The organism is Telluria sp. Soil_C_11, from assembly GCF_057657395.1.
The window spans coordinates 497969-514524 of sequence record NZ_JBDGIN010000003.1; the positions used below are offsets into that span (position 1 = coordinate 497969).

General features: G+C 66.5%; 17 protein-coding genes and 2 rRNA genes. 7 read left to right on the forward strand and 12 right to left on the reverse strand.

What is annotated here, in order from left to right; all coding sequences use genetic code 11:
• Positions 1 to 2: 2 nt before the first annotated feature.
• The 4 genes from ptsP to gshB are packed head-to-tail and all read right to left on the reverse strand — an operon-like array spanning position 3 to position 3509.
• Positions 3 to 1760 (reverse strand): phosphoenolpyruvate--protein phosphotransferase, encoded by a 1758-nt coding sequence (gene ptsP / locus AC3A6M_RS07870; protein WP_487852166.1) that lies wholly within the window; start codon positions 1758 to 1760, stop codon positions 3 to 5.
• A gap of 45 nt (positions 1761 to 1805) precedes the next feature.
• Positions 1806 to 2075 (reverse strand): HPr family phosphocarrier protein, encoded by a 270-nt coding sequence (locus AC3A6M_RS07875; RefSeq protein ID WP_487852167.1) that lies wholly within the window; start codon positions 2073 to 2075, stop codon positions 1806 to 1808.
• Positions 2076 to 2106: 31 nt separating this feature from the next.
• Complete coding sequence (locus AC3A6M_RS07880) at positions 2107 to 2511, reverse strand: PTS sugar transporter subunit IIA (protein ID WP_487852168.1); 405 nt, start codon at positions 2509 to 2511, stop codon at positions 2107 to 2109.
• 50 nt (positions 2512 to 2561) lie between these two features.
• Entirely contained in the window at positions 2562 to 3509 is a 948-nt protein-coding gene (gshB, locus tag AC3A6M_RS07885; protein ID WP_487852169.1) for a glutathione synthase, read from the reverse strand.
• A 192-nt stretch (positions 3510 to 3701) separates the two neighbouring features.
• On the opposite strand from gshB, the gene AC3A6M_RS07890 reads away from it, so the two are divergent.
• Positions 3702 to 4406 (forward strand): class I SAM-dependent methyltransferase, encoded by a 705-nt coding sequence (locus AC3A6M_RS07890; protein ID WP_487852170.1) that lies wholly within the window; start codon positions 3702 to 3704, stop codon positions 4404 to 4406.
• Between the two features lie 72 nt (positions 4407 to 4478).
• Here the strand turns inward: AC3A6M_RS07890 and gshA are convergent, their stop codons facing one another.
• The 4 genes from gshA to AC3A6M_RS07910 all read right to left on the reverse strand — a co-directional run bounded on the left by gshA (position 4479) and on the right by AC3A6M_RS07910 (position 8577).
• On the reverse strand, positions 4479 to 5780 hold the full coding sequence (gene gshA / locus AC3A6M_RS07895) for a glutamate--cysteine ligase (RefSeq protein WP_487852171.1): 1302 nt from the start codon (positions 5778 to 5780) through the stop codon (positions 4479 to 4481).
• A gap of 135 nt (positions 5781 to 5915) precedes the next feature.
• Positions 5916 to 7463, reverse strand: coding sequence for an ammonium transporter (locus AC3A6M_RS07900; RefSeq protein WP_487852172.1), 1548 nt, complete (start codon positions 7461 to 7463; stop codon positions 5916 to 5918).
• A gap of 10 nt (positions 7464 to 7473) precedes the next feature.
• Positions 7474 to 7812 carry a P-II family nitrogen regulator gene (locus AC3A6M_RS07905; RefSeq protein ID WP_047827009.1) on the reverse strand — a complete coding sequence of 113 codons (339 nt, stop codon included), beginning with the start codon at positions 7810 to 7812 and terminating at the stop codon, positions 7474 to 7476.
• Between the two features lie 12 nt (positions 7813 to 7824).
• Positions 7825 to 8577, reverse strand: a complete 753-nt coding sequence (locus AC3A6M_RS07910; RefSeq protein ID WP_487852173.1) for a TorF family putative porin — start codon at positions 8575 to 8577, stop codon at positions 7825 to 7827.
• 274 nt (positions 8578 to 8851) lie between these two features.
• Between AC3A6M_RS07910 and AC3A6M_RS07915 the strand changes: the two genes are divergently transcribed.
• Positions 8852 to 9103 (forward strand): accessory factor UbiK family protein, encoded by a 252-nt coding sequence (locus tag AC3A6M_RS07915; RefSeq protein WP_487852174.1) that lies wholly within the window; start codon positions 8852 to 8854, stop codon positions 9101 to 9103.
• Here AC3A6M_RS07915 and AC3A6M_RS07920 read toward each other — a convergent pair.
• Entirely contained in the window at positions 9100 to 9384 is a 285-nt protein-coding gene (locus AC3A6M_RS07920; RefSeq protein ID WP_487852175.1) for a hypothetical protein, read from the reverse strand. The genes AC3A6M_RS07915 and AC3A6M_RS07920 overlap by 4 nt on opposite strands.
• Positions 9385 to 9472: 88 nt before the next feature.
• Between AC3A6M_RS07920 and AC3A6M_RS07925 the strand changes: the two genes are divergently transcribed.
• The 5 genes from AC3A6M_RS07925 to AC3A6M_RS07945 all read left to right on the forward strand — a co-directional run bounded on the left by AC3A6M_RS07925 (position 9473) and on the right by AC3A6M_RS07945 (position 14277).
• Positions 9473 to 10990: a YifB family Mg chelatase-like AAA ATPase gene (locus AC3A6M_RS07925; protein WP_487852176.1), complete on the forward strand. Its 1518-nt coding sequence runs from the start codon at positions 9473 to 9475 to the stop codon at positions 10988 to 10990.
• Between the two features lie 63 nt (positions 10991 to 11053).
• Positions 11054 to 11575, forward strand: coding sequence for a hypothetical protein (locus AC3A6M_RS07930; protein WP_487852177.1), 522 nt, complete (start codon positions 11054 to 11056; stop codon positions 11573 to 11575).
• Positions 11572 to 12306, forward strand: coding sequence for an ABC transporter ATP-binding protein (locus tag AC3A6M_RS07935; RefSeq protein WP_487852178.1), 735 nt, complete (start codon positions 11572 to 11574; stop codon positions 12304 to 12306). Before AC3A6M_RS07930 ends, AC3A6M_RS07935 begins: the two co-directional genes overlap by 4 nt.
• Complete coding sequence (locus AC3A6M_RS07940; RefSeq protein ID WP_487852191.1) at positions 12306 to 13862, forward strand: putative ABC transporter permease subunit; 1557 nt, start codon at positions 12306 to 12308, stop codon at positions 13860 to 13862. Before AC3A6M_RS07935 ends, AC3A6M_RS07940 begins: the two co-directional genes overlap by 1 nt.
• Positions 13863 to 13935: 73 nt before the next feature.
• Positions 13936 to 14277: a DUF1840 domain-containing protein gene (locus AC3A6M_RS07945; protein WP_487852179.1), complete on the forward strand. Its 342-nt coding sequence runs from the start codon at positions 13936 to 13938 to the stop codon at positions 14275 to 14277.
• Between the two features lie 24 nt (positions 14278 to 14301).
• Here AC3A6M_RS07945 and AC3A6M_RS07950 read toward each other — a convergent pair whose 3' ends face one another.
• The 3 genes from AC3A6M_RS07950 to AC3A6M_RS07960 form a co-directional block, all read right to left on the reverse strand.
• Positions 14302 to 15975, reverse strand: coding sequence for a diguanylate cyclase domain-containing protein (locus AC3A6M_RS07950; protein ID WP_487852180.1), 1674 nt, complete (start codon positions 15973 to 15975; stop codon positions 14302 to 14304).
• Between the two features lie 205 nt (positions 15976 to 16180).
• Positions 16181 to 16293: ribosomal RNA gene (gene rrf / locus AC3A6M_RS07955) — 5S ribosomal RNA — on the reverse strand.
• Between the two features lie 121 nt (positions 16294 to 16414).
• A 23S ribosomal RNA gene (locus AC3A6M_RS07960) occupies positions 16415 to 16556 on the reverse strand; the annotation flags it as partial.

Below are 16556 nucleotides of genomic sequence, written 5' to 3' on the forward strand. Positions count from 1 at the left end.
TTTTACAATGTTTGCAGCTGCTCGACGGCGTCAAGGATTTCCGCCGGCTCCATCGTGCGCAGGATACGGCGGGTGCGCCGGCTCAACAGGGTCAGGTCGCTGGACAGGATCTCCTGCTTGACCGCCAGCAGCTGGGCCGGATGCATCGAGAATTCGCGCAGGCCCATGCCCAGCAGCAGGCGGGTGAGCTTGATGTCGCCCGCCATCTCGCCGCATACGGCGACGTCGATGCCCGCCTTTGCGCCTGCGGCGATCGTCATCGCGATCAGGTGCAGCACCGCCGGGTGGAGCGGATTGTACAGGTGCGCGACTTCGTAGTCGACGCGGTCGATCGCCAGCGTGTACTGGATCAGGTCGTTGGTGCCGATCGACAGGAAGTCCATGCGCTTGACGAACATCGGCAGCGCCAGCGCGGCGGCCGGGATCTCGATCATGGCGCCGACCTCGATGCCTTCATCGAACTTGACGTTCTGCTCGCGCAGCTGCTGCTTGGCCTGCGCGATCATGCTGAGGGACTGGTCGATCTCGAAGGCATGCGCCAGCATCGGGATCAGGATGCGCACCTTGCCGAAGCTTGATGCGCGCAGGATCGCGCGCAGCTGGGTCAGGAACAGTTGCGGCTCGGCCAGGCAGTAGCGGATCGCGCGCAGGCCCAGGGCCGGGTTCAGCGCGGTGTGCTCGGTCGGGTCGAGCGGCTTGTCGGCGCCCACGTCCAGGGTGCGGATCGTGACCGGGCGCCCCTTCATCGCCAGCACCGCCTTGCGGTACTGCTCGAACTGCTCGTCCTCGCCGGGCACCCGCAGGGCGTGCGCGCCGCGGCCCATGAACAGGAACTCGGAGCGGAACAGGCCGACGCCGGCCGCGCCCGCTTCCAGCGCGGGGCCGCAGTCGTCCGGCAGCTCGATGTTGGCCAGCAGCGTGACCGGCGTGCCGTCCTTCGTGATCGCCGGGGTCTTCTTCAGCTTCAGCAGGCGCTTCCTGGCCTTGATCAGCGTCGCCTGGCGCGCGCGGTACTGCTCCAGCACCAGGGCGCTCGGGTTGCAGATCACGACGCCGGCATCGCCGTCGACGATCACCCAGTCGTCCTGCTCGATCAGGCGCGAGGCCTGGCTCATGCCGACCGCGGCCGGGATGTCCAGGCTGCGCGCGACGATCGCGGTGTGCGAGTTCTGGCCGCCGACGTCGGTCACGAAGCCGACGAAGGAGCGGTCGCGGAAGGCCAGCATGTCGGCCGGCGAGATGTCGTGGGCGACCACGATCATCTGCGGCTGGAACTCGTCCTCGCCGGCGTTCCTGGCCGGCGGCGCCGCCAGCGCGGTGCCCATCAGGACCTTCAGTACGCGCTCGGCGACCTGCTGGATGTCCTGCTTGCGCTCGCGCAGGTACTCGTCCTCGATCTCGTCGAACTGCGCCGACAGCTCGTCGATCTGGGTCACCAGCGCCCATTCGGCGTTGTAGTGGCGGGTGCGGATGATGTCGAGCGGCGCTTCCGAGATCATCGGATCCGACAGGATCAGCACGTGCACGTCGATGAAGGCGCCCAGTTCGGTCGGCGCGTCCTTCGGCAGCTCGGTCCACAGTTCCTGCAGGGTGCGGTGCACCTCGGTGATCGCCTCCTGCAGGCGCCTGACCTCGGCCTCGACCTGCTCTTCCGGCACCAGGTAATGCTTGACGTCGAGCGCGGCCGGCGTCAGCAGGTGCGCGCGCCCGATCGAGATCCCGCGCGAGACCGGAATGCCGTGCAGTGTGAACGATGCCATCGTTTTTCCTGGATGGTAGCGGCCGCCCCTCGAGTCCGGCATCAGTTACTCGCCTTCGCCGAATTTATCGTTGATCAGGGCGGTGAGCGCGGCGATGCATTCCTGTTCGTCCGGACCGTCGGCTTCCAGCGTCACCTTGGCGCCCTTGCCGGCGGCCAGCATCATCACGCCCATGATCGACTTGGCGTTGATGCGGCGCGCGTTGCGGGTGAGCCAGACGTCGCTCTTGTATTTCGCGGCCAGTTGGGTGAATTTGGCGGAGGCGCGGGCATGCAGGCCCAGTTTGTTGATGATCTCAAGTTCCTGTTGAATCATGTTCTCGTTCTGGTCTCGTTTATCAATCCAATCAGGTCCCTACGCGAATCCGGTTGTCCACCCTGACGGCGCCGTTCTGCGCGCCGGCCAGGGCCATCTCGACCACCACGTCGAGGGTGTCGCGGCGGTAGGTGATGGCGCGCAGCAGCATCGGCAGGCTGATGCCGGCGATGACTTCCACGCGGCCCGCCTCGGCCAGCGAATTGCAGCAGTTGGACGGCGTGCCGCCCTTGATGTCGGTGATGACCAGCACGCCGTCGCCATCGTCCAGGCGCCGGATCGCCTCGTGCGCGAGCCGGTTGACCTCGTTCGTGTCCTGGTCCGCGGTCACGTCGATCGCCTCGAAGCGCTCGGTGGGGCCGCGGAACACGTGTGCCACCGCCGCGATGAATGCCTGTCCCAGCGGTGCGTGGGTCATCAGCAGAATGCCTACCATGTTCTTTCCTGTCGCCTGCTTCGCGTTCGGTTGTTCGCCCGGTTACCCGCTCAATTACCCGCTGCGCGGCGCTCTACCGCGTCGATGAACATCGCGGGCACGTCGAAACCGGTCTGGTCGGTAATCTCCTGGAAGCAGGTCGGACTGGTGACATTCACCTCGGTCAGGAAATCGCCGATCACATCCAATCCTACCAGCAACAGGCCGCGCTCGGCCAGTGTCGGGCCGAGCGCTTCCGCGATCTCGCGCTCTCTGCTCGAGATCGGCTGGGCCACGCCGACGCCGCCGGCGGCCAGGTTGCCGCGCACTTCCCCGCCCTGCGGGATGCGCGCCAGCACGAAAGGCACCGGTTTGCCGTCGATCACCAGCACCCGCTTGTCGCCCTTGACGATGGCCGGGATGTACTTCTGGGCCATGATGGTACGGGTGCCGTTTTCGGTCAGGGTCTCGATGATGGAGCCAAGGTTCAGGCCGTCGTCGCGGACGCGGAAGATGCCGGCGCCGCCCATGCCGTCGAGCGGCTTGAGGATCACGTCGCCGTGCTCGGCGTGGAAGGCGCGCAGGCGGGTCGGCGAGGACGTCACCAGGGTCGGCGAGGTGAACTCGCTGAACTGGCCGATCGCCAGCTTCTCGTTATGGTCGCGGATCGCCGAAGGCTTGTTGAACACGCGCGCGCCCTGGCGCTCGGCCAGCTCCAGCAGATAGGTGCCGTACACGTATTCCATGTCGAACGGCGGGTCCTTGCGCTGGATGACGGCGTCGAACTCGGACAGGCGCATGGTCTGCGCCTCGCCCTCGCTGTACCAGTCGTCGGGGTCGCCGGTCAGCGTGATCTCGACCACGTCGGCGGTCACCACGCCCTCCTCCAGCACCATGTGGCGCTGCTCGAAGGCATAGATCTGGTGGCCGCGGCGCGCCGCCTCCCGCATCATCGCGAAAGTCGAGTCCTTGTAGATCTTGAATCCGGACAGCGGGTCGGCGAGAAAAGCGATTTTCATGTTGGTTCCAGTCAGGACAATGCATCGATTTTAGCCGGAAACGCGGATTCTCGCGGAAAGCCGGCCAGAAGCGCCGGCCATGCCAGCCTGGCCAATTCCCCTTGGCAAAAACGCACTTATCCGGATCGCATTTGCGGGCTCTCAAGCGTGCGCGCGGAGGGCTTGCGGATCATGGCGGCTTGGAGATCGACGATGAGCAACCAGGCCGAACAGGAACGCATCGAGCACGGCCATCGCCAGTGGCACGGCGCTGCGGCGCCGGCGCGCCACGACTGGTTTCGGCCGGACATCGTGAGCCAGCAGGCAGCGCGCGCGCGCGTGCTGGCCGGGCTGCTGGCGCGCACCGTGGGACGCGACCTGTCCGCCGTGCGCGTGCTCGACGTCGGCTGCGGCAGCGGCGCCTTCCTGCGCCAGCTGATCGAGTGGGGCGCCACGCCCTCGCACCTGGCCGGCGCCGACCTGCGGCAGGACCGCCTCGACCACGCGCGCCTGCACACGGCGCCCGGGGTGCGCTGGCACCTGGGCAGGCTGGACGCGTTTCCCGACAACGGGGTCGACCTCGTCAGCGCGCATGGCGTATTTTCGTCGCTGACGGACGAAGACGCGCGGCGCGAGCTGGCCGCGGACATGTGGCGGGTCCTGAAGCCGGGTGGCTGGACGATGATCTTCGACGTCCGCCATGGCCATCCGCGCAACACGGGCATCCGCAAGGTCACCGATGTCGAGCTGCTGCGGTTCTGGCCGGCCGAGCAGCGCCATTACCGTACCCTGGTGCTGGCGCCGCCGCTGGGCCGGGCGATGGCGCGCCTGCCCTGGCTGGCGCCGGAATTGCTGGGTGCGCTGGTGCCGCTGCTGCGCAGCCATTTCGTCTACATGGCGCGCAAGGAGCCGGGCTAGCCCGGCGACGGTAGGGTGGGCACCCCCGTGCCCACGCGTAACGCCCGCAGGGCCGCGGCCGCGATCGAAGGATCAGTAAATCTCCGGATCCGGATCCGTCCGCTCCAGCTCCAGCGACGCCGCCAGCAGCGCCAGGCGCGCCACCACGCCATACACATAGAAGCGGTTAGGCGCCGCCGTGCCCGGCTTGGCCTTCAGGTCCGGCACCGCATGCTGCTGGGAGAACGCCAGCGGCACGAACTGCGAGCCCGGCGCGTTCAGGTTCTGGTCGATGCCGCGCTCGGCATGGATGCGGTAGAAGCCGCCCACCACGTAGCGGTCGATCATGTACACGACCGGCTCGGCCACCGCGTCGTTGATCGATTCGAAGGTCGGCACGCCTTCCTGGATCAGCACGTCGGTGACGGTGACGCCGTCCTTGATGACCGACATCTTGTTGCGCTGCTTGCGGTTCAGGTCCTTGACCTCGGAAGCGTCCTTCACGGTCATGATGCCCATGCCGTAGGTGCCGGCGTCCGGCTTGACGATGACGAAGGGCTTCTGGTCCTTCATCCCGTATTCCTTGTACTTCTTCTTGATCTTCGACAGCAGGGCCGAGACGTTGTCGGCCAGGCACTCCATGCCGACGTCTTCCTGGAAGTTCACCTCGCCGCACTTGCTGTGCAGCGGATTCACCAGCCAGGGATCGATGTCGATCAGCTTGCCGAACTTCTTCGCCACTTCGTCGAAGGCCTTGAAGTGGTTGCTCTTGCGGCGCACCGCCCAGCCCGCGTGCAGCGGCGGCAGCAGCGACTGTTCGTGGATGTTCTCGAGGATGGATGGGATGCCTGCCGACAGGTCATTGTTCAGCAGGATCGTGCAGGGGTCGAAATCGGCCAGGCCGACGCGCCGGCCGTTGGGCGAGCGCACCAGGGGCTCGACCACCAGCATGTTCCCGTCGGGCAGGGCCAGCGGGGTCGGCTGGGTCACTTCCGGCGACAGCGAACCGAGGCGCACGTGCAGGCCGGTCTGGCGGAAGATCTGCATCAGGCGCTGCACGTTCTGCAGGTAGAAGGGGTTGCGGGTATGGCTTTCCGGGATCAGGAGCAGGTTGCGCGCGTCCGGACAATACTTGTCGATCGCCGCCATCGCCGCCTGCACCGTGAGCGGCAACATCTCGGTGGACAGGTTGTTGAAGCCGCCCGGGAACAGGTTGGTATCCACCGGCGCCAGCTTGTAGCCCGCGTTGCGCAGGTCCACCGAGCAATAAAACGGCGGCGTATGCTCCTGCCACTCGAGGCGGAACCAGCGCTCGATGGCGGGGGTGGCTTCGAGGATCTTCTTTTCCAGGTCCAGCAGGGGACCGTTGAGGGCTGTGGCAAGGTGGGGAACCATGGTGACGTCCTTGGGGCTTCTTAGCGATGTGGGAAATGCAACATGGGGGCTTTGCCCCTTTTTTAAAGACCACATCCTATCTTAAAAGCAAAAAAGCGCCCCGGAGGGCGCTTTGCCGACAGCCAGGACAGGCGATCAGGAATGATACGCCGATTCGCCGTGGCTGGTGATGTCCAGGCCTTCGCGCTCCTGCTCTTCCGGCACGCGCAGGCCGATCACGATGTCGACCAGTTTATACGCGATCAGGGACACCACGGCCGACCACAGGATGGTGGTGCCGACGGCTTCGGCCTGGATCAGCACCTGGCTGGCGATCGAGTACGGGTCGGCCGACATCTTGTTGGTGGTGTAGTCGAACAGGCCCTGCCCGCCCAGCTGCGGCGCCGCGAACACGCCGGTCAGCAGCGCGCCCAGGATGCCGCCCACGCCGTGCACGCCGAACACGTCCAGCGAGTCGTCGGCGCCGATCATGCGCTTCAGGCCGTTCACGCCCCACAGGCAGACCACGCCGGCCACCAGGCCGATGACCAGGCCGCCCATCGGGCCGACGAAGCCGCAGGCCGGGGTGATGGCGACCAGGCCGGCCACCGCGCCCGAGGCGCCGCCCAGCATCGACGGCTTGCCCTTGGTGATCCATTCGCCGAACACCCACGACACGGCGGCCGCGGCGGTTGCCAGCAGGGTGTTGATGAAGGCCAGCGCGGCGACGTCGCCCGCTTCCAGCGCCGAGCCGGCGTTGAAGCCGAACCAGCCCACCCACAGCAGCGAGGCGCCGATCATGGTCATGGTCAGCGAGTGCGGCGCCATGTGTTCGCGGCCGTAGCCGATGCGCTTGCCGATCATGATGGCGCCGACCAGGCCGGCGACGGCGGCATTGATGTGCACCACGGTGCCGCCCGCGAAGTCGAGCGCACCCTTCTGCCACAGCCAGCCGGCTTTCGCGGATTCGGTCGCCAGGGTGGCCGCATCCTTGATCGCATCCGGGCCGGTCCAGAACCAGACCATGTGGGCCACCGGCAGGTAGCCGAAGGTGAACCACAGCACCACGAAGGCCAGCACCGCGGCAAAGCGGACGCGCTCGGCGAAGGCGCCGACGATCAGGGCGCAGGTGATGGCGGCGAAGGTGCCCTGGAAGGCGACGTAGATGAACTCGGGAATCACCACGCCCTTGCTGAAGGTGGCGGCGGTCGAGAACGTGGCCTTGACCGGATCCCAGATGCCGTTCAGGAAGGCGCGGTCGAAGCCGCCGAAGAAGGCGGTCTTTTCCGTGAACGCCACCGAATAGCCGTAGATGCACCACAGCACGATGACCACCGCGAAGATCATGAAGACCTGCAGCAGCACCGACAGCATGTTCTTCGAGCGCACCAGGCCGCCGTAGAACAGGGCCAGGCCGGGGATCGTCATCATGATCACCAGCAGGGTGGCGACGAACATCCAGGCGGTGTCGCCTTTTTGCGGGGTCGGTGCGGCGGCCGGTGCGGCTTCGGCCGGCGCGGCCGCTGCCACGGCAGGAGCGGCAGCAGGAGCAACAGCAGGCGTGGTGGCTGCAGGCGCGGAGGCGGCTGCGGCGGCGACCGGTGCGGCAGGCTTGGCGGTATCTTGCGCCATGGCCGGCAGCGAACTGCCCAGCGCCATCGCCACCGTGAAGCCTGCGATCAGTTTTGTGATTGTGCGAATCATCGGTTCCCCCTTACAGCGCATCGTTGCCGGTTTCGCCGGTACGAATACGGATTACCTGCTCCAGACTGGAGACGAAAATTTTGCCGTCACCGATCTTGCCGGTGCGTGCCGCGCTCTGGATGGTGTCGATCACCTGGTCGACGATGGCGTCGTCGACCGCCGCCTCGATCTTGGTCTTCGGCAGGAAATCGACCACGTATTCGGCGCCGCGGTAGAGTTCGGTATGGCCTTTCTGGCGGCCGAACCCCTTCACTTCGGTCACCGTAATACCCTGGACATTGATCTCGGAAAGGGCCTCGCGGACCTCGTCGAGCTTGAAGGGTTTGATAATGGCGGTGATCATTTTCATGCGATTGCCTCTTCAGAAAGTTTTTGAAACAGAAAGCAGGGCCGCAGACTTCCCGAGGTTTTCTCCGGACGGGCTCAGGTAGCCGCTGGTATTCGCTTTCACATACGCCAGCGACAGCGAGCAGACGCCGAGGTCCTTGGTCACACCGACCTTGTAGTCGGTGTAGGAAAAGGCGCCGTTGTGGCGCACGTTCTGGTGGCCTGCATGCAGGTTCAGCGTGAACCCGTTGCCGACATCGACGTTGGCGCCGACGTCGATGTAGCCGCTGCCCTTGCTGTCGGCGGTGCCGAACAGGTTGGTGAGCGAGTGCGAGTACTTGACGTAGGCCGGTCCGTAGCCCAGCTGGCCGTACAGCTCGAAGGTGTTGGCGTTCGGGTGCAGGCCGTTGTCCGGGTAGAAGTAGTACAGCCCGCCGACGTCATAGGTAATATCCGCGCTCAGGTTGCCGCGCTTGCCGCCGTAGATATCCCATTCGACGTTGCCGCTGCCGCCCAGGTCCTTGGTCCACTTGATGGTGGACAGCCAGGTGCCCACGTACAGTCCGGTCGGGTTGTGCACATAGTCGGCGCCGCCCTGCAGGGCCGGGTCGAGACGGCTTTGCGACAGGCCGCGGTAACGGTAATCGCTGGTCAGCGCCGCGTTGAAGCTCACCTCATGTTCGGGCTTCTGCTCCTGCTCCTGCGCGGCGGCCAGTCCGGTAGTCAGACTCCACAAACCTGCTGCCAGCACGACGACGTGCGGCCACTTGCTGCTTCGACGCTTCATACGACACTCCCTTCATCAATGAACTTTGGACCTGATGGGTTTACAATCCGGACTTCGCGTCCTGATTCTTTATGTTGTATGGTTGCTTTAGCAGGATGCGTGCCACCCCTGATCGGCGCGGCTGGCCTTGTATTTCCGGTGCCTGCCCCCACTCTGGGATTCAAAAAATGCAAACGACGCTGCGCGGGCGTGCGCCACACGGGTGCACGCACTAAATGAGCGAGGCGCGCACGAAAAAAGTGCGCCATGCGCCGCGTCGTCACTATGGACAGAAATGGATATGAACAGCTTCTTCAACGACCTGCAGGGCAGGATCAACCAGGCGATCGAGAATTCGCCGGCCAAGGACATCGAACGCAACGTCAAGGCCATGATGACCCAGGGCTTCTCGAAGCTCGACCTGGTGACGCGCGAAGAGTTCGACATCCAGGCCCAGGTACTGGCCAAGACCCGCGCCAAGCTCGAGGCGCTGGAACTGCGCGTGGCGGAACTGGAAGCGAAGCTGGCGGCGGAACAGAAGGTTTAACGCACCGCCAGGCGCCACACGCCGAACAGCGCCGCGCCGCCCAGGCTGACGGCCAGGATAACCGCCAGCATGACGCCAAGCGGATTGCGCAGGCCGATGCCGTCGGCCACGAAGATGAGCACGGCGGCCAGCGCCAGCTGCGCCAGCCACACATGCCGCAGCGGCCGCAAGGCCGCGACATCCCCTCCCCGCCTGAACCGGAGCGCCACATACAGCACCGGCCCGCACAGCAGGCAGAACAGCAGCGCCAGCACGGCGCAGGTGAGCAATAGTTTCGGCATCCCGGCACTATACACATTTGGCCGCTCTCAACAATCGCAGGCCGCCCAGCGCTCACCATCTGCAAGTCTTCATCCCGACAGGATCACCATGAGTCTTGCAGTACTGCGCAGCCGGGCACTGGCCGGCATGGACGCGCCGTCCGTCAGCGTCGAAGTGCACCTGGCGAACGGTTTGCCCGGCCTCGCCATCGTCGGCCTGCCGGATGCCGAAGTGCGCGAATCGAAGGACCGGGTCCGCGCCGCGCTGCAGAATTCCGGCTTCGAACTGCCGAACCGGCGCATCACCATCAACCTGGCCCCGGCCGACCTGCCGAAGGAATCCGGCCGTTTCGACCTGCCGATCGCGCTGGGCATCCTGGCGGCATCGGAACAGATTCCTGCCGATGCGCTGGAGCGCTACGAATTCGCCGGCGAGCTCTCGCTGTCGGGCGAACTGCGCCCGATCCGCGGCGCGCTGGCGATGACCTTCGCCATGCACTGCAGCCCGGACGGCGCCAGACGCGCCTTCGTCCTGCCGCAGGCGAATGCCGACGAGGCGGCGCTGGTCACCGACGCCGCCATCTACCCGGCGCGCACCCTGCTCGAGGTGTGCGCGCATTTCGCCGCCCAGGCAGATGATTGCCGCCTGGCGCGTCACCGGGCGCCGGCCGCCCTGGCCCCGCCCCGCTATCCCGACTTTGCCGACGTGAAGGGCCAGCAGCACGTCAAGCGCGCCCTCGAGATCGCGGCGGCCGGGCTGCATTCGGTGCTGCTGGTCGGCCCGCCCGGCGCCGGCAAGAGCATGCTGGCTTCGCGCTTTCCGGGCCTGCTGCCGCCCCTGAGCGATGAAGAGGCGCTGGAGTCGGCGGCGATCCAGTCGCTGGCCGGGCGCTTTTCGATCGAGTGCTGGCGGCGCCGCCCTTTCCGCAGCCCGCACCACACCAGCTCGGGCATGGCCCTGGTCGGCGGCGGCGGCGTGCCGCGCCCGGGCGAGATTTCGCTGGCCCATCATGGCGTGCTGTTCCTCGACGAGCTGCCGGAATTCAGCCGTCACGTGCTGGAAGTGCTGCGCGAGCCGCTGGAATCGGGCCACATCACGATTTCGCGCGCGGCGCGCCAGGCCGATTTCCCGGCCAGCTTCCAGTTGATCGCGGCGATGAATCCCTGTCCCTGCGGCTGGTTGGGCCACCCGTCCGGCAAGTGCCGCTGCAGCCAGGATGCGGTGCTGCGCTACCAGGACAAGATCTCCGGCCCCCTGCTCGACCGCATCGACCTGCAGGTGCCGGTATCGGCGATGGCGCCGGAAGCGATGGCGGCGCATGCCGACGGCGAGCCGAGCAGCGCCATCGCCGCACGCGTGGCGCAGGCCCATGCGGTCCAGCTGGCGCGCCAGGGCAAGGCCAACCAGCGCCTGTCGAGCCGCGAGATCGACCGCCATTGCGAGCTCGACGAAGCTGCCGAGCAGCTCTTGCGTGGCGCAATGCGGCACCTGCAGTGGTCGGCGCGGGCCTACCACCGGGTGTTGAAAGTGGCGCGAACGGTGGCCGACCTGGCGGACTCCGCCCGGGTGCGGTCGGAACACGTGGCCGAGGCGATCCAGTACCGGCGCGGACTGGTCGAGGCCTAGATCGATTACATAAAGGCAACGATTGCACTGGCCGGCGGCACCGCGCGCTGATACCATTGCCCCATGAAAATCCGTCCTCCGTCACCGGCTCTTGCCCTCCTGCTGGCCAGCGTCCTGCTCGGCGCCTGCAGCCCGAAATACAACTGGCGCGACTACGCCAGCCCGGATGCGCCCTACCGGGTGATGTTCCCGGCCAAGCCGGCCAGCTTTACCCGCACGATCGATCTCGACGGCATGCAGGTCAGCATGACGATGACGGCGGCCGATGTCGATGGCACGACCTTCGCGGTCGGCGCGGCGGAGGCGCCGGACGAGGCCGGTGCGCGCGCCGCGCTGCCGGCGATGATGCGGGCGCTGGCGCGCAACATCGGCGCCGCCGACGCGCCGGGAACGGTGCATGTCGACGCCGCCGGCAAGGCCACCGGCGACATCGACGTCACCGGCAACAGCAAGGGCACGCCGGTGCGCCTGGTCGGCCATTTCGAAGCGCGCGGCAAGCGCTTCTACCAGGTCATCGTGCTCGGCAAGCCGGACGCCGTGCCGCCCGAACAGGTCGAGCAGTTCCTTACTTCCTTCAAGCCATGAAAAACGATACCCCGGCACTCCAGCTGCGTTCCCTGCGCAAGGCCTTCGGCCGCCCGGCCGTCGACGGCATCGACCTGAGCGTCAGGCGCGGCGAACTGTATGCCCTGCTCGGCCCGAACGGGGCCGGCAAGACCACCACCTTGCGCATGGTCACCGGCCTGCTGGCCCCGGATTCCGGCCAGGTCGAGGTGCTCGGCATCGACCTCGCCGGCAATCCCGGCGCCGCCAAGCAGAAGATGGCCTACCTGCCGGACGACCCGCTGTTGTACGGCAAGCTCAAGCCGACCGAATACCTCGAGTTCGTCGCCGGCCTGTGGGGCATCGCGCCCGAGGAAGCCGAGCCGCGCGCGCGCCGGCTGCTCGACTGGCTCGACCTGGCCAGGCATGCGCACGAGCTGACCGAAGGCTTTTCGCGCGGAATGAAGCAGAAGCTGGCCCTGGCCGGCGCCCTGATCCACGAACCCGAGCTGCTGATCCTGGACGAGCCGCTGACCGGCCTCGACGCCGCCGCCGCGCGCCAGGTGAAGGACCTGCTGGTATCCCACGTCGCCCAGGGCGGCACCGTGATCCTGACCACCCACATCCTCGAGGTGGCCGAACGCCTGGCGCAGCGCATCGGCATCATCCGCCAGGGCCGCCTGATCGCGGAAGGCACGCTGGCCGAGCTGCGCGAACGCACCCACGGCGGCAGCCTGGAAGACGTGTTCCTGCAGCTCACGGAGCAGGCGTGATGGCGCCGCCGGGTTCCAGCCGCTGGCTGCTGCGCCACGAACTGCGGCTGGCCTGGTATGGCGCGGCCATCAACAAGGGCGGACGGCGGCGCATGGGCTGGGCCAGCATCGCGGTGTGGGCCCTCGCCTGGATCACCCTGCACGTGCTGGCCTTCGTCGTGCTGCGCAAGGTGACGCCGGGCGGCGTCATGGATGCGCGGCTGGCGATTCCGGCGACGCTGGTGCTGGCGGCGGTCGCCACCTTCATGCTGGCGAGCTCGCTCAGGGCCAGCGTGATGGCGCTGTTCGAGCGCGGCGACCTCGACCTGCTGCTGTCCTCGCCGCTGTCCTCGCGCAGCATCTTCACGGTGCGCCTGCTGGGTGTGATCGTGGCCGGCGCAGCCCTCTACCTGTTCCTGTTCGGGCCGCTCGTCCATGTCGGCGTGGCGCTGGGCCAGTTCCATTGGGTCGGGGTGTATGTGGCGATCATGGCGACGGCCACGCTGATGGCCTGCCTCGGCATGCTGCTCACGCTGGCCCTGGTGCGCCTGCTGGGCGCGCGCCGCACGCGCGTGCTGGCCCAGGTGCTGGGCGCGGTGGCGGGCGCCCTGCTGTTCCTGCTGTCGCAGGCCTATTCCATGTTCTCGCACACCGGCGACAGCGGCACCGCCGAACGCACGTTGCGCCACATGGCGGAGTCGCCCTGGCTGGCGCCCGACAGCCCGCTGTGGCTGCCCGGCCGCGCCGTCCTCGGCGAGCCGCTGCCGACGCTCGGCATGGCCCTGCTCGGCATCGCCGCATTCGCGCTGACGGTGGGTCGCACGCACCGCTTCTTCGTGCATGGCGTCCAGGAAGCGGCCGGCAGCGCGCGTGCGGTCGCCAGGCCGGCCGGCGAACTGCGCCTGCGCTTCCGGCGCAGCCTGTTCGATGCCGTCGTGGTCAAGGAATGGCGCCTGATCGCACGCGATACCCACCTCCTTTCCCAGGTGCTGCTGCAACTGGTCTACCTGGCGCCGCTGCTGTTCCTGATCCTGCGGAAGAACGATGCGCCGGGCCCGGCGATCGGGGCCGGCCTGGCCCTGCTGTGCAGCTCCCTGACCGGCTCGCTGGCCTGGATCATCGTCTCGGCCGAGGATGCGCCGGACCTGCTTCACTCGTCTCCGGCAGCCGGTCGCACGATCAGGCTGGCCAAGCTGGCGGCGTCGGTGATGCCGCCGCTGTTGCTGGTCGCCCTGCCCCTGCTGTGGCTGCTCGTACGCGCGCCGCTGGCCGGGCTACTGATCGGCTTCGTGGTGGTCGCAGCCGTGCTGAGCGCCGCGTTGATCGTGGGCTGGCAAGGCCGGCCGGCCCTGCGCAGCGATTTCAAAATGCGCGGCAAGGAAAACTTCCTGTGCACGGTATTCGAGAGCGTCAACACGCTCTGCTGGGGCGGGCTTGGCTGGCTCCTGGTCTCGCTGGCCGCGGACAGCGGCGGCGCGGCTGGCTCGACGGCCATGATGGCGGCCGGCGTGCTGGCGGCGGCGCTGCTGACCCTGTTGCTGGCCTGGCTGATGCGCAAGCGCTTAGTCCGCGCTTAAAGTGGGCCCGCGCACCGACATCATGCGGCCAGTCGTGTTATCGTTTGGTTACTAATGATGGAACGAGAAAGCTATGCTAATCACCTTCAAATCCAAAGCCTATCCCAACGTCCTGATGATCCAGGAACACGCGATGCGCATCCTCGATCTGCTGCACAAGGATCCGGAGCGTGGCGTCATCACCGCCGCGGAAGCGGCCAAGGCGGTGCCTCTGCTCGAACATGAGATCGAGGAAAGCCGCAAGCACCAGGCCACGGACGAAGTCGAACAGGACGTCAAGGCCCATGCGGGCGACGGCGAGGATGCCGAACACGAGCCGGCCGAAGTCGTGACCTTCTCGACCCGCGCCTATCCCCTGCTGGAAATGCTGCGCGCCGCGCGCGACCAGGGCAGCGACATTCTCTGGGGCGTCTGAACCCTTCTTGAGGCCGGGGCGCCGCTAGCGCGCTTCGGCGGACGCGGATTCCGCCGGCGCCATCGCGATCCGGCTCTTGCCCTTGCGCTTGGCTTCATACATGGCCTGGTCGGCCCGGGCCAGCAGGCGCGCCGGATCCTGGGCCTGATGCGGCATCTGCAGCGCAACCCCGATGCTCGCTCCCACCTGCACGCTACCGCTGTTCAGGATGAAAGGACGGGTGAGCTGGCCCAGCAGTGAATCCGCCTTGGCGATCGCATCCAGCTCGCTGCCCAACATCTCCAGGATCACCACGAATTCGTCGCCCGCCAACCGCGCCGCCATGTCGGTCTCGCGGATGCTGTTCAGGATGCGGGCGCCGAACTGGCGCAGCAACTCATCGCCCTCGTCGTGACCGCGGGTGTCGTTGATCTGTTTAAAACCATCCATGTCCAGGAATAGCACGGCACAAGGACGTTTCAGCCGCGCCGCGCGGGCCAACGCTTCCGGCAGCACCTGCATCAGGGCGCGCCGGTTGGGCAGGCCGGTCAGGACGTCGCGCATCAGGAGACCCTGCAGCTCGGCGGTACGCGCCGCGACGGTATCTTCGAGATGGGCATTCATTTCCTCGAGCGCGGCGCGATGGCGGCGTTCGCTGCGGATCAGGCCACGCAGCGCATCGGACAAGACCTCGGCCTCGTGGAAGCCGCCGGCAAGCGGAATCGCTTCCGGCCGCGCCTGGTCCGGAGCCTGGGCAAGGCCTTCGATGGCCCCGCTCAGCGACTTCAAGGGCGCGGCGATGCGGCGTGCCAGCATGGCTGCCAGTCCGGCCAGCACGGCCGCAAGGAGCAGGCTGAACCACATTGCGCGGCGCTCGAACTGATGCGCCGAGGCCATCGCCGCCTGTTCGGTCTGGCGCACCAGGACCGACCAGTGCAAGGCCGCGTGCTCGCGGCTGCCGCCACTCAGGCTGTAGCCGGTCACATAAGTCCGGCCGTCGGGCCAGCGTTCCGTGATGGCGCCTGTCTTCCCCTGCTGGGCCAGGGTCAGACTGTCCGTCGAAATCCGCTTTTCGAGGATGTCGTCCGGGCCGAGCAGGACCACGCCATCGTTGCGCACGACGATGATCTCGGCGCCGATATCGCGCTGCGCCGGCGTCAGCAGACCGCGGGCAACGCCGCGCGCCCAGTCCCAGCTCAGGTGGATGGCGAGCACGCCGCGCAGGCTGCCGTCGGCGTCACGGATCGGCCCGGCGACATCGACGAAACGCCAGGGATCGGGCGTGCGCGGCAGGAGATTGCCCAGCAGGACGGCCGGGTGATAATCGCTGACCGTCACCCCTTGTTGGCCCGTGTGGAACCAGGGCCGGCCAGTGACGTCGCGGCTTTCGAGCAGGCCGCCGGTGGCGGCAAATACCCTGCCGTCCGGCCTGGCGATGCCGATCCAGGCGTAATCTTTGAAGTGGTGCTGCAGGCTATCGAGGACCTGGCGCGCGGCGGCCGGGTCCGCCGGACGCTGCACTTGCGGCAGGGCCGACAGCAGGTAGACATCGCGCACTGCCTGGTCGAGGGTACGGTCGAGCGAGTCGCGCATCTGCCAGGACAGCTGCTGAAGGCGCAGCCTTGCCTGTTCCGAGGCATGGGCGATCGCGTAATGATCGACGAGTGCCAGTTGCAGAAGGACCGTGATCGCGACCGTCAGGCAGGAAAACGACACCATCAATGCAGCAAGACGGAGATGCCTGGTCCGCCTGGGCGGTGGAGTATTGTCGCTGCTGGCGGCCATAATGATGGGCGAAATGACGGATGCACAATGCTACCGTACATACGCCACTTGGCTCCAGCAAAAACTGTTTATGCAAACCGGTCGCCGAAAAGCAAAAAGCCCGCTCAGACTTAACTGAGCGGGCTTCTGCAAATAATTAGCCTGACGATAACCTACTTTCACACTGGTTGCAGCACTATCATCGGCGCAAAGTCGTTTCACGGTCCTGTTCGGGATGGGAAGGGGTGGTACCGACTTGCTATGGTCATCAGGCATGACTTGTACGGGTGTCGTTCGCTATTGCGCAACGCCACCCTGAATCTGGAAGAAGTGTTTTCGTAATCTGGTATCAACAAACAGCTGTCATCGACCCGGCTTTGACTGCCAAGGTTATAGGGACAAGCCGTACGGGCAATTAGTATCGGTTAGCTTAATGCATTACTGCACTTCCACACCCGACCTATCAACGTCCTGGTCTCGAACGACCCTTCAAGGAGCTCAAGGCTCCGGGAAATCTCATCTCAAGGCGAGTTTCC

Excerpts from the sequence above, each read along its gene's own strand:
- AC3A6M_RS07940 (WP_487852191.1), top strand. The coding sequence starts at position 12,306 with ATGGCGCCGCCGGGTTCCAGCCGCTGGCTGCTGCGCCACGAACTGCGG.
- AC3A6M_RS07915 (WP_487852174.1), top strand. The coding sequence starts at position 8,852 with ATGGATATGAACAGCTTCTTCAACGACCTGCAGGGCAGGATCAACCAG.
- gshA (WP_487852171.1), bottom strand. The coding sequence starts at position 5,780 with ATGGTTCCCCACCTTGCCACAGCCCTCAACGGTCCCCTGCTGGACCTG.
- AC3A6M_RS07890 (WP_487852170.1), top strand. The coding sequence starts at position 3,702 with ATGAGCAACCAGGCCGAACAGGAACGCATCGAGCACGGCCATCGCCAG.
- AC3A6M_RS07945 (WP_487852179.1), top strand. The coding sequence starts at position 13,936 with ATGCTAATCACCTTCAAATCCAAAGCCTATCCCAACGTCCTGATGATC.
- AC3A6M_RS07930 (WP_487852177.1), top strand. The coding sequence starts at position 11,054 with ATGAAAATCCGTCCTCCGTCACCGGCTCTTGCCCTCCTGCTGGCCAGC.
- AC3A6M_RS07910 (WP_487852173.1), bottom strand. The coding sequence starts at position 8,577 with ATGAAGCGTCGAAGCAGCAAGTGGCCGCACGTCGTCGTGCTGGCAGCA.
- AC3A6M_RS07880 (WP_487852168.1), bottom strand. The coding sequence starts at position 2,511 with ATGGTAGGCATTCTGCTGATGACCCACGCACCGCTGGGACAGGCATTC.
- AC3A6M_RS07935 (WP_487852178.1), top strand. The coding sequence starts at position 11,572 with ATGAAAAACGATACCCCGGCACTCCAGCTGCGTTCCCTGCGCAAGGCC.
- AC3A6M_RS07920 (WP_487852175.1), bottom strand. The coding sequence starts at position 9,384 with ATGCCGAAACTATTGCTCACCTGCGCCGTGCTGGCGCTGCTGTTCTGC.
- AC3A6M_RS07900 (WP_487852172.1), bottom strand. The coding sequence starts at position 7,463 with ATGATTCGCACAATCACAAAACTGATCGCAGGCTTCACGGTGGCGATG.
- AC3A6M_RS07925 (WP_487852176.1), top strand. The coding sequence starts at position 9,473 with ATGAGTCTTGCAGTACTGCGCAGCCGGGCACTGGCCGGCATGGACGCG.
- AC3A6M_RS07950 (WP_487852180.1), bottom strand. The coding sequence starts at position 15,975 with ATGGTGTCGTTTTCCTGCCTGACGGTCGCGATCACGGTCCTTCTGCAA.
- AC3A6M_RS07875 (WP_487852167.1), bottom strand. The coding sequence starts at position 2,075 with ATGATTCAACAGGAACTTGAGATCATCAACAAACTGGGCCTGCATGCC.
- gshB (WP_487852169.1), bottom strand. The coding sequence starts at position 3,509 with ATGAAAATCGCTTTTCTCGCCGACCCGCTGTCCGGATTCAAGATCTAC.
- ptsP (WP_487852166.1), bottom strand. The coding sequence starts at position 1,760 with ATGGCATCGTTCACACTGCACGGCATTCCGGTCTCGCGCGGGATCTCG.
- AC3A6M_RS07905 (WP_047827009.1), bottom strand. The coding sequence starts at position 7,812 with ATGAAAATGATCACCGCCATTATCAAACCCTTCAAGCTCGACGAGGTC.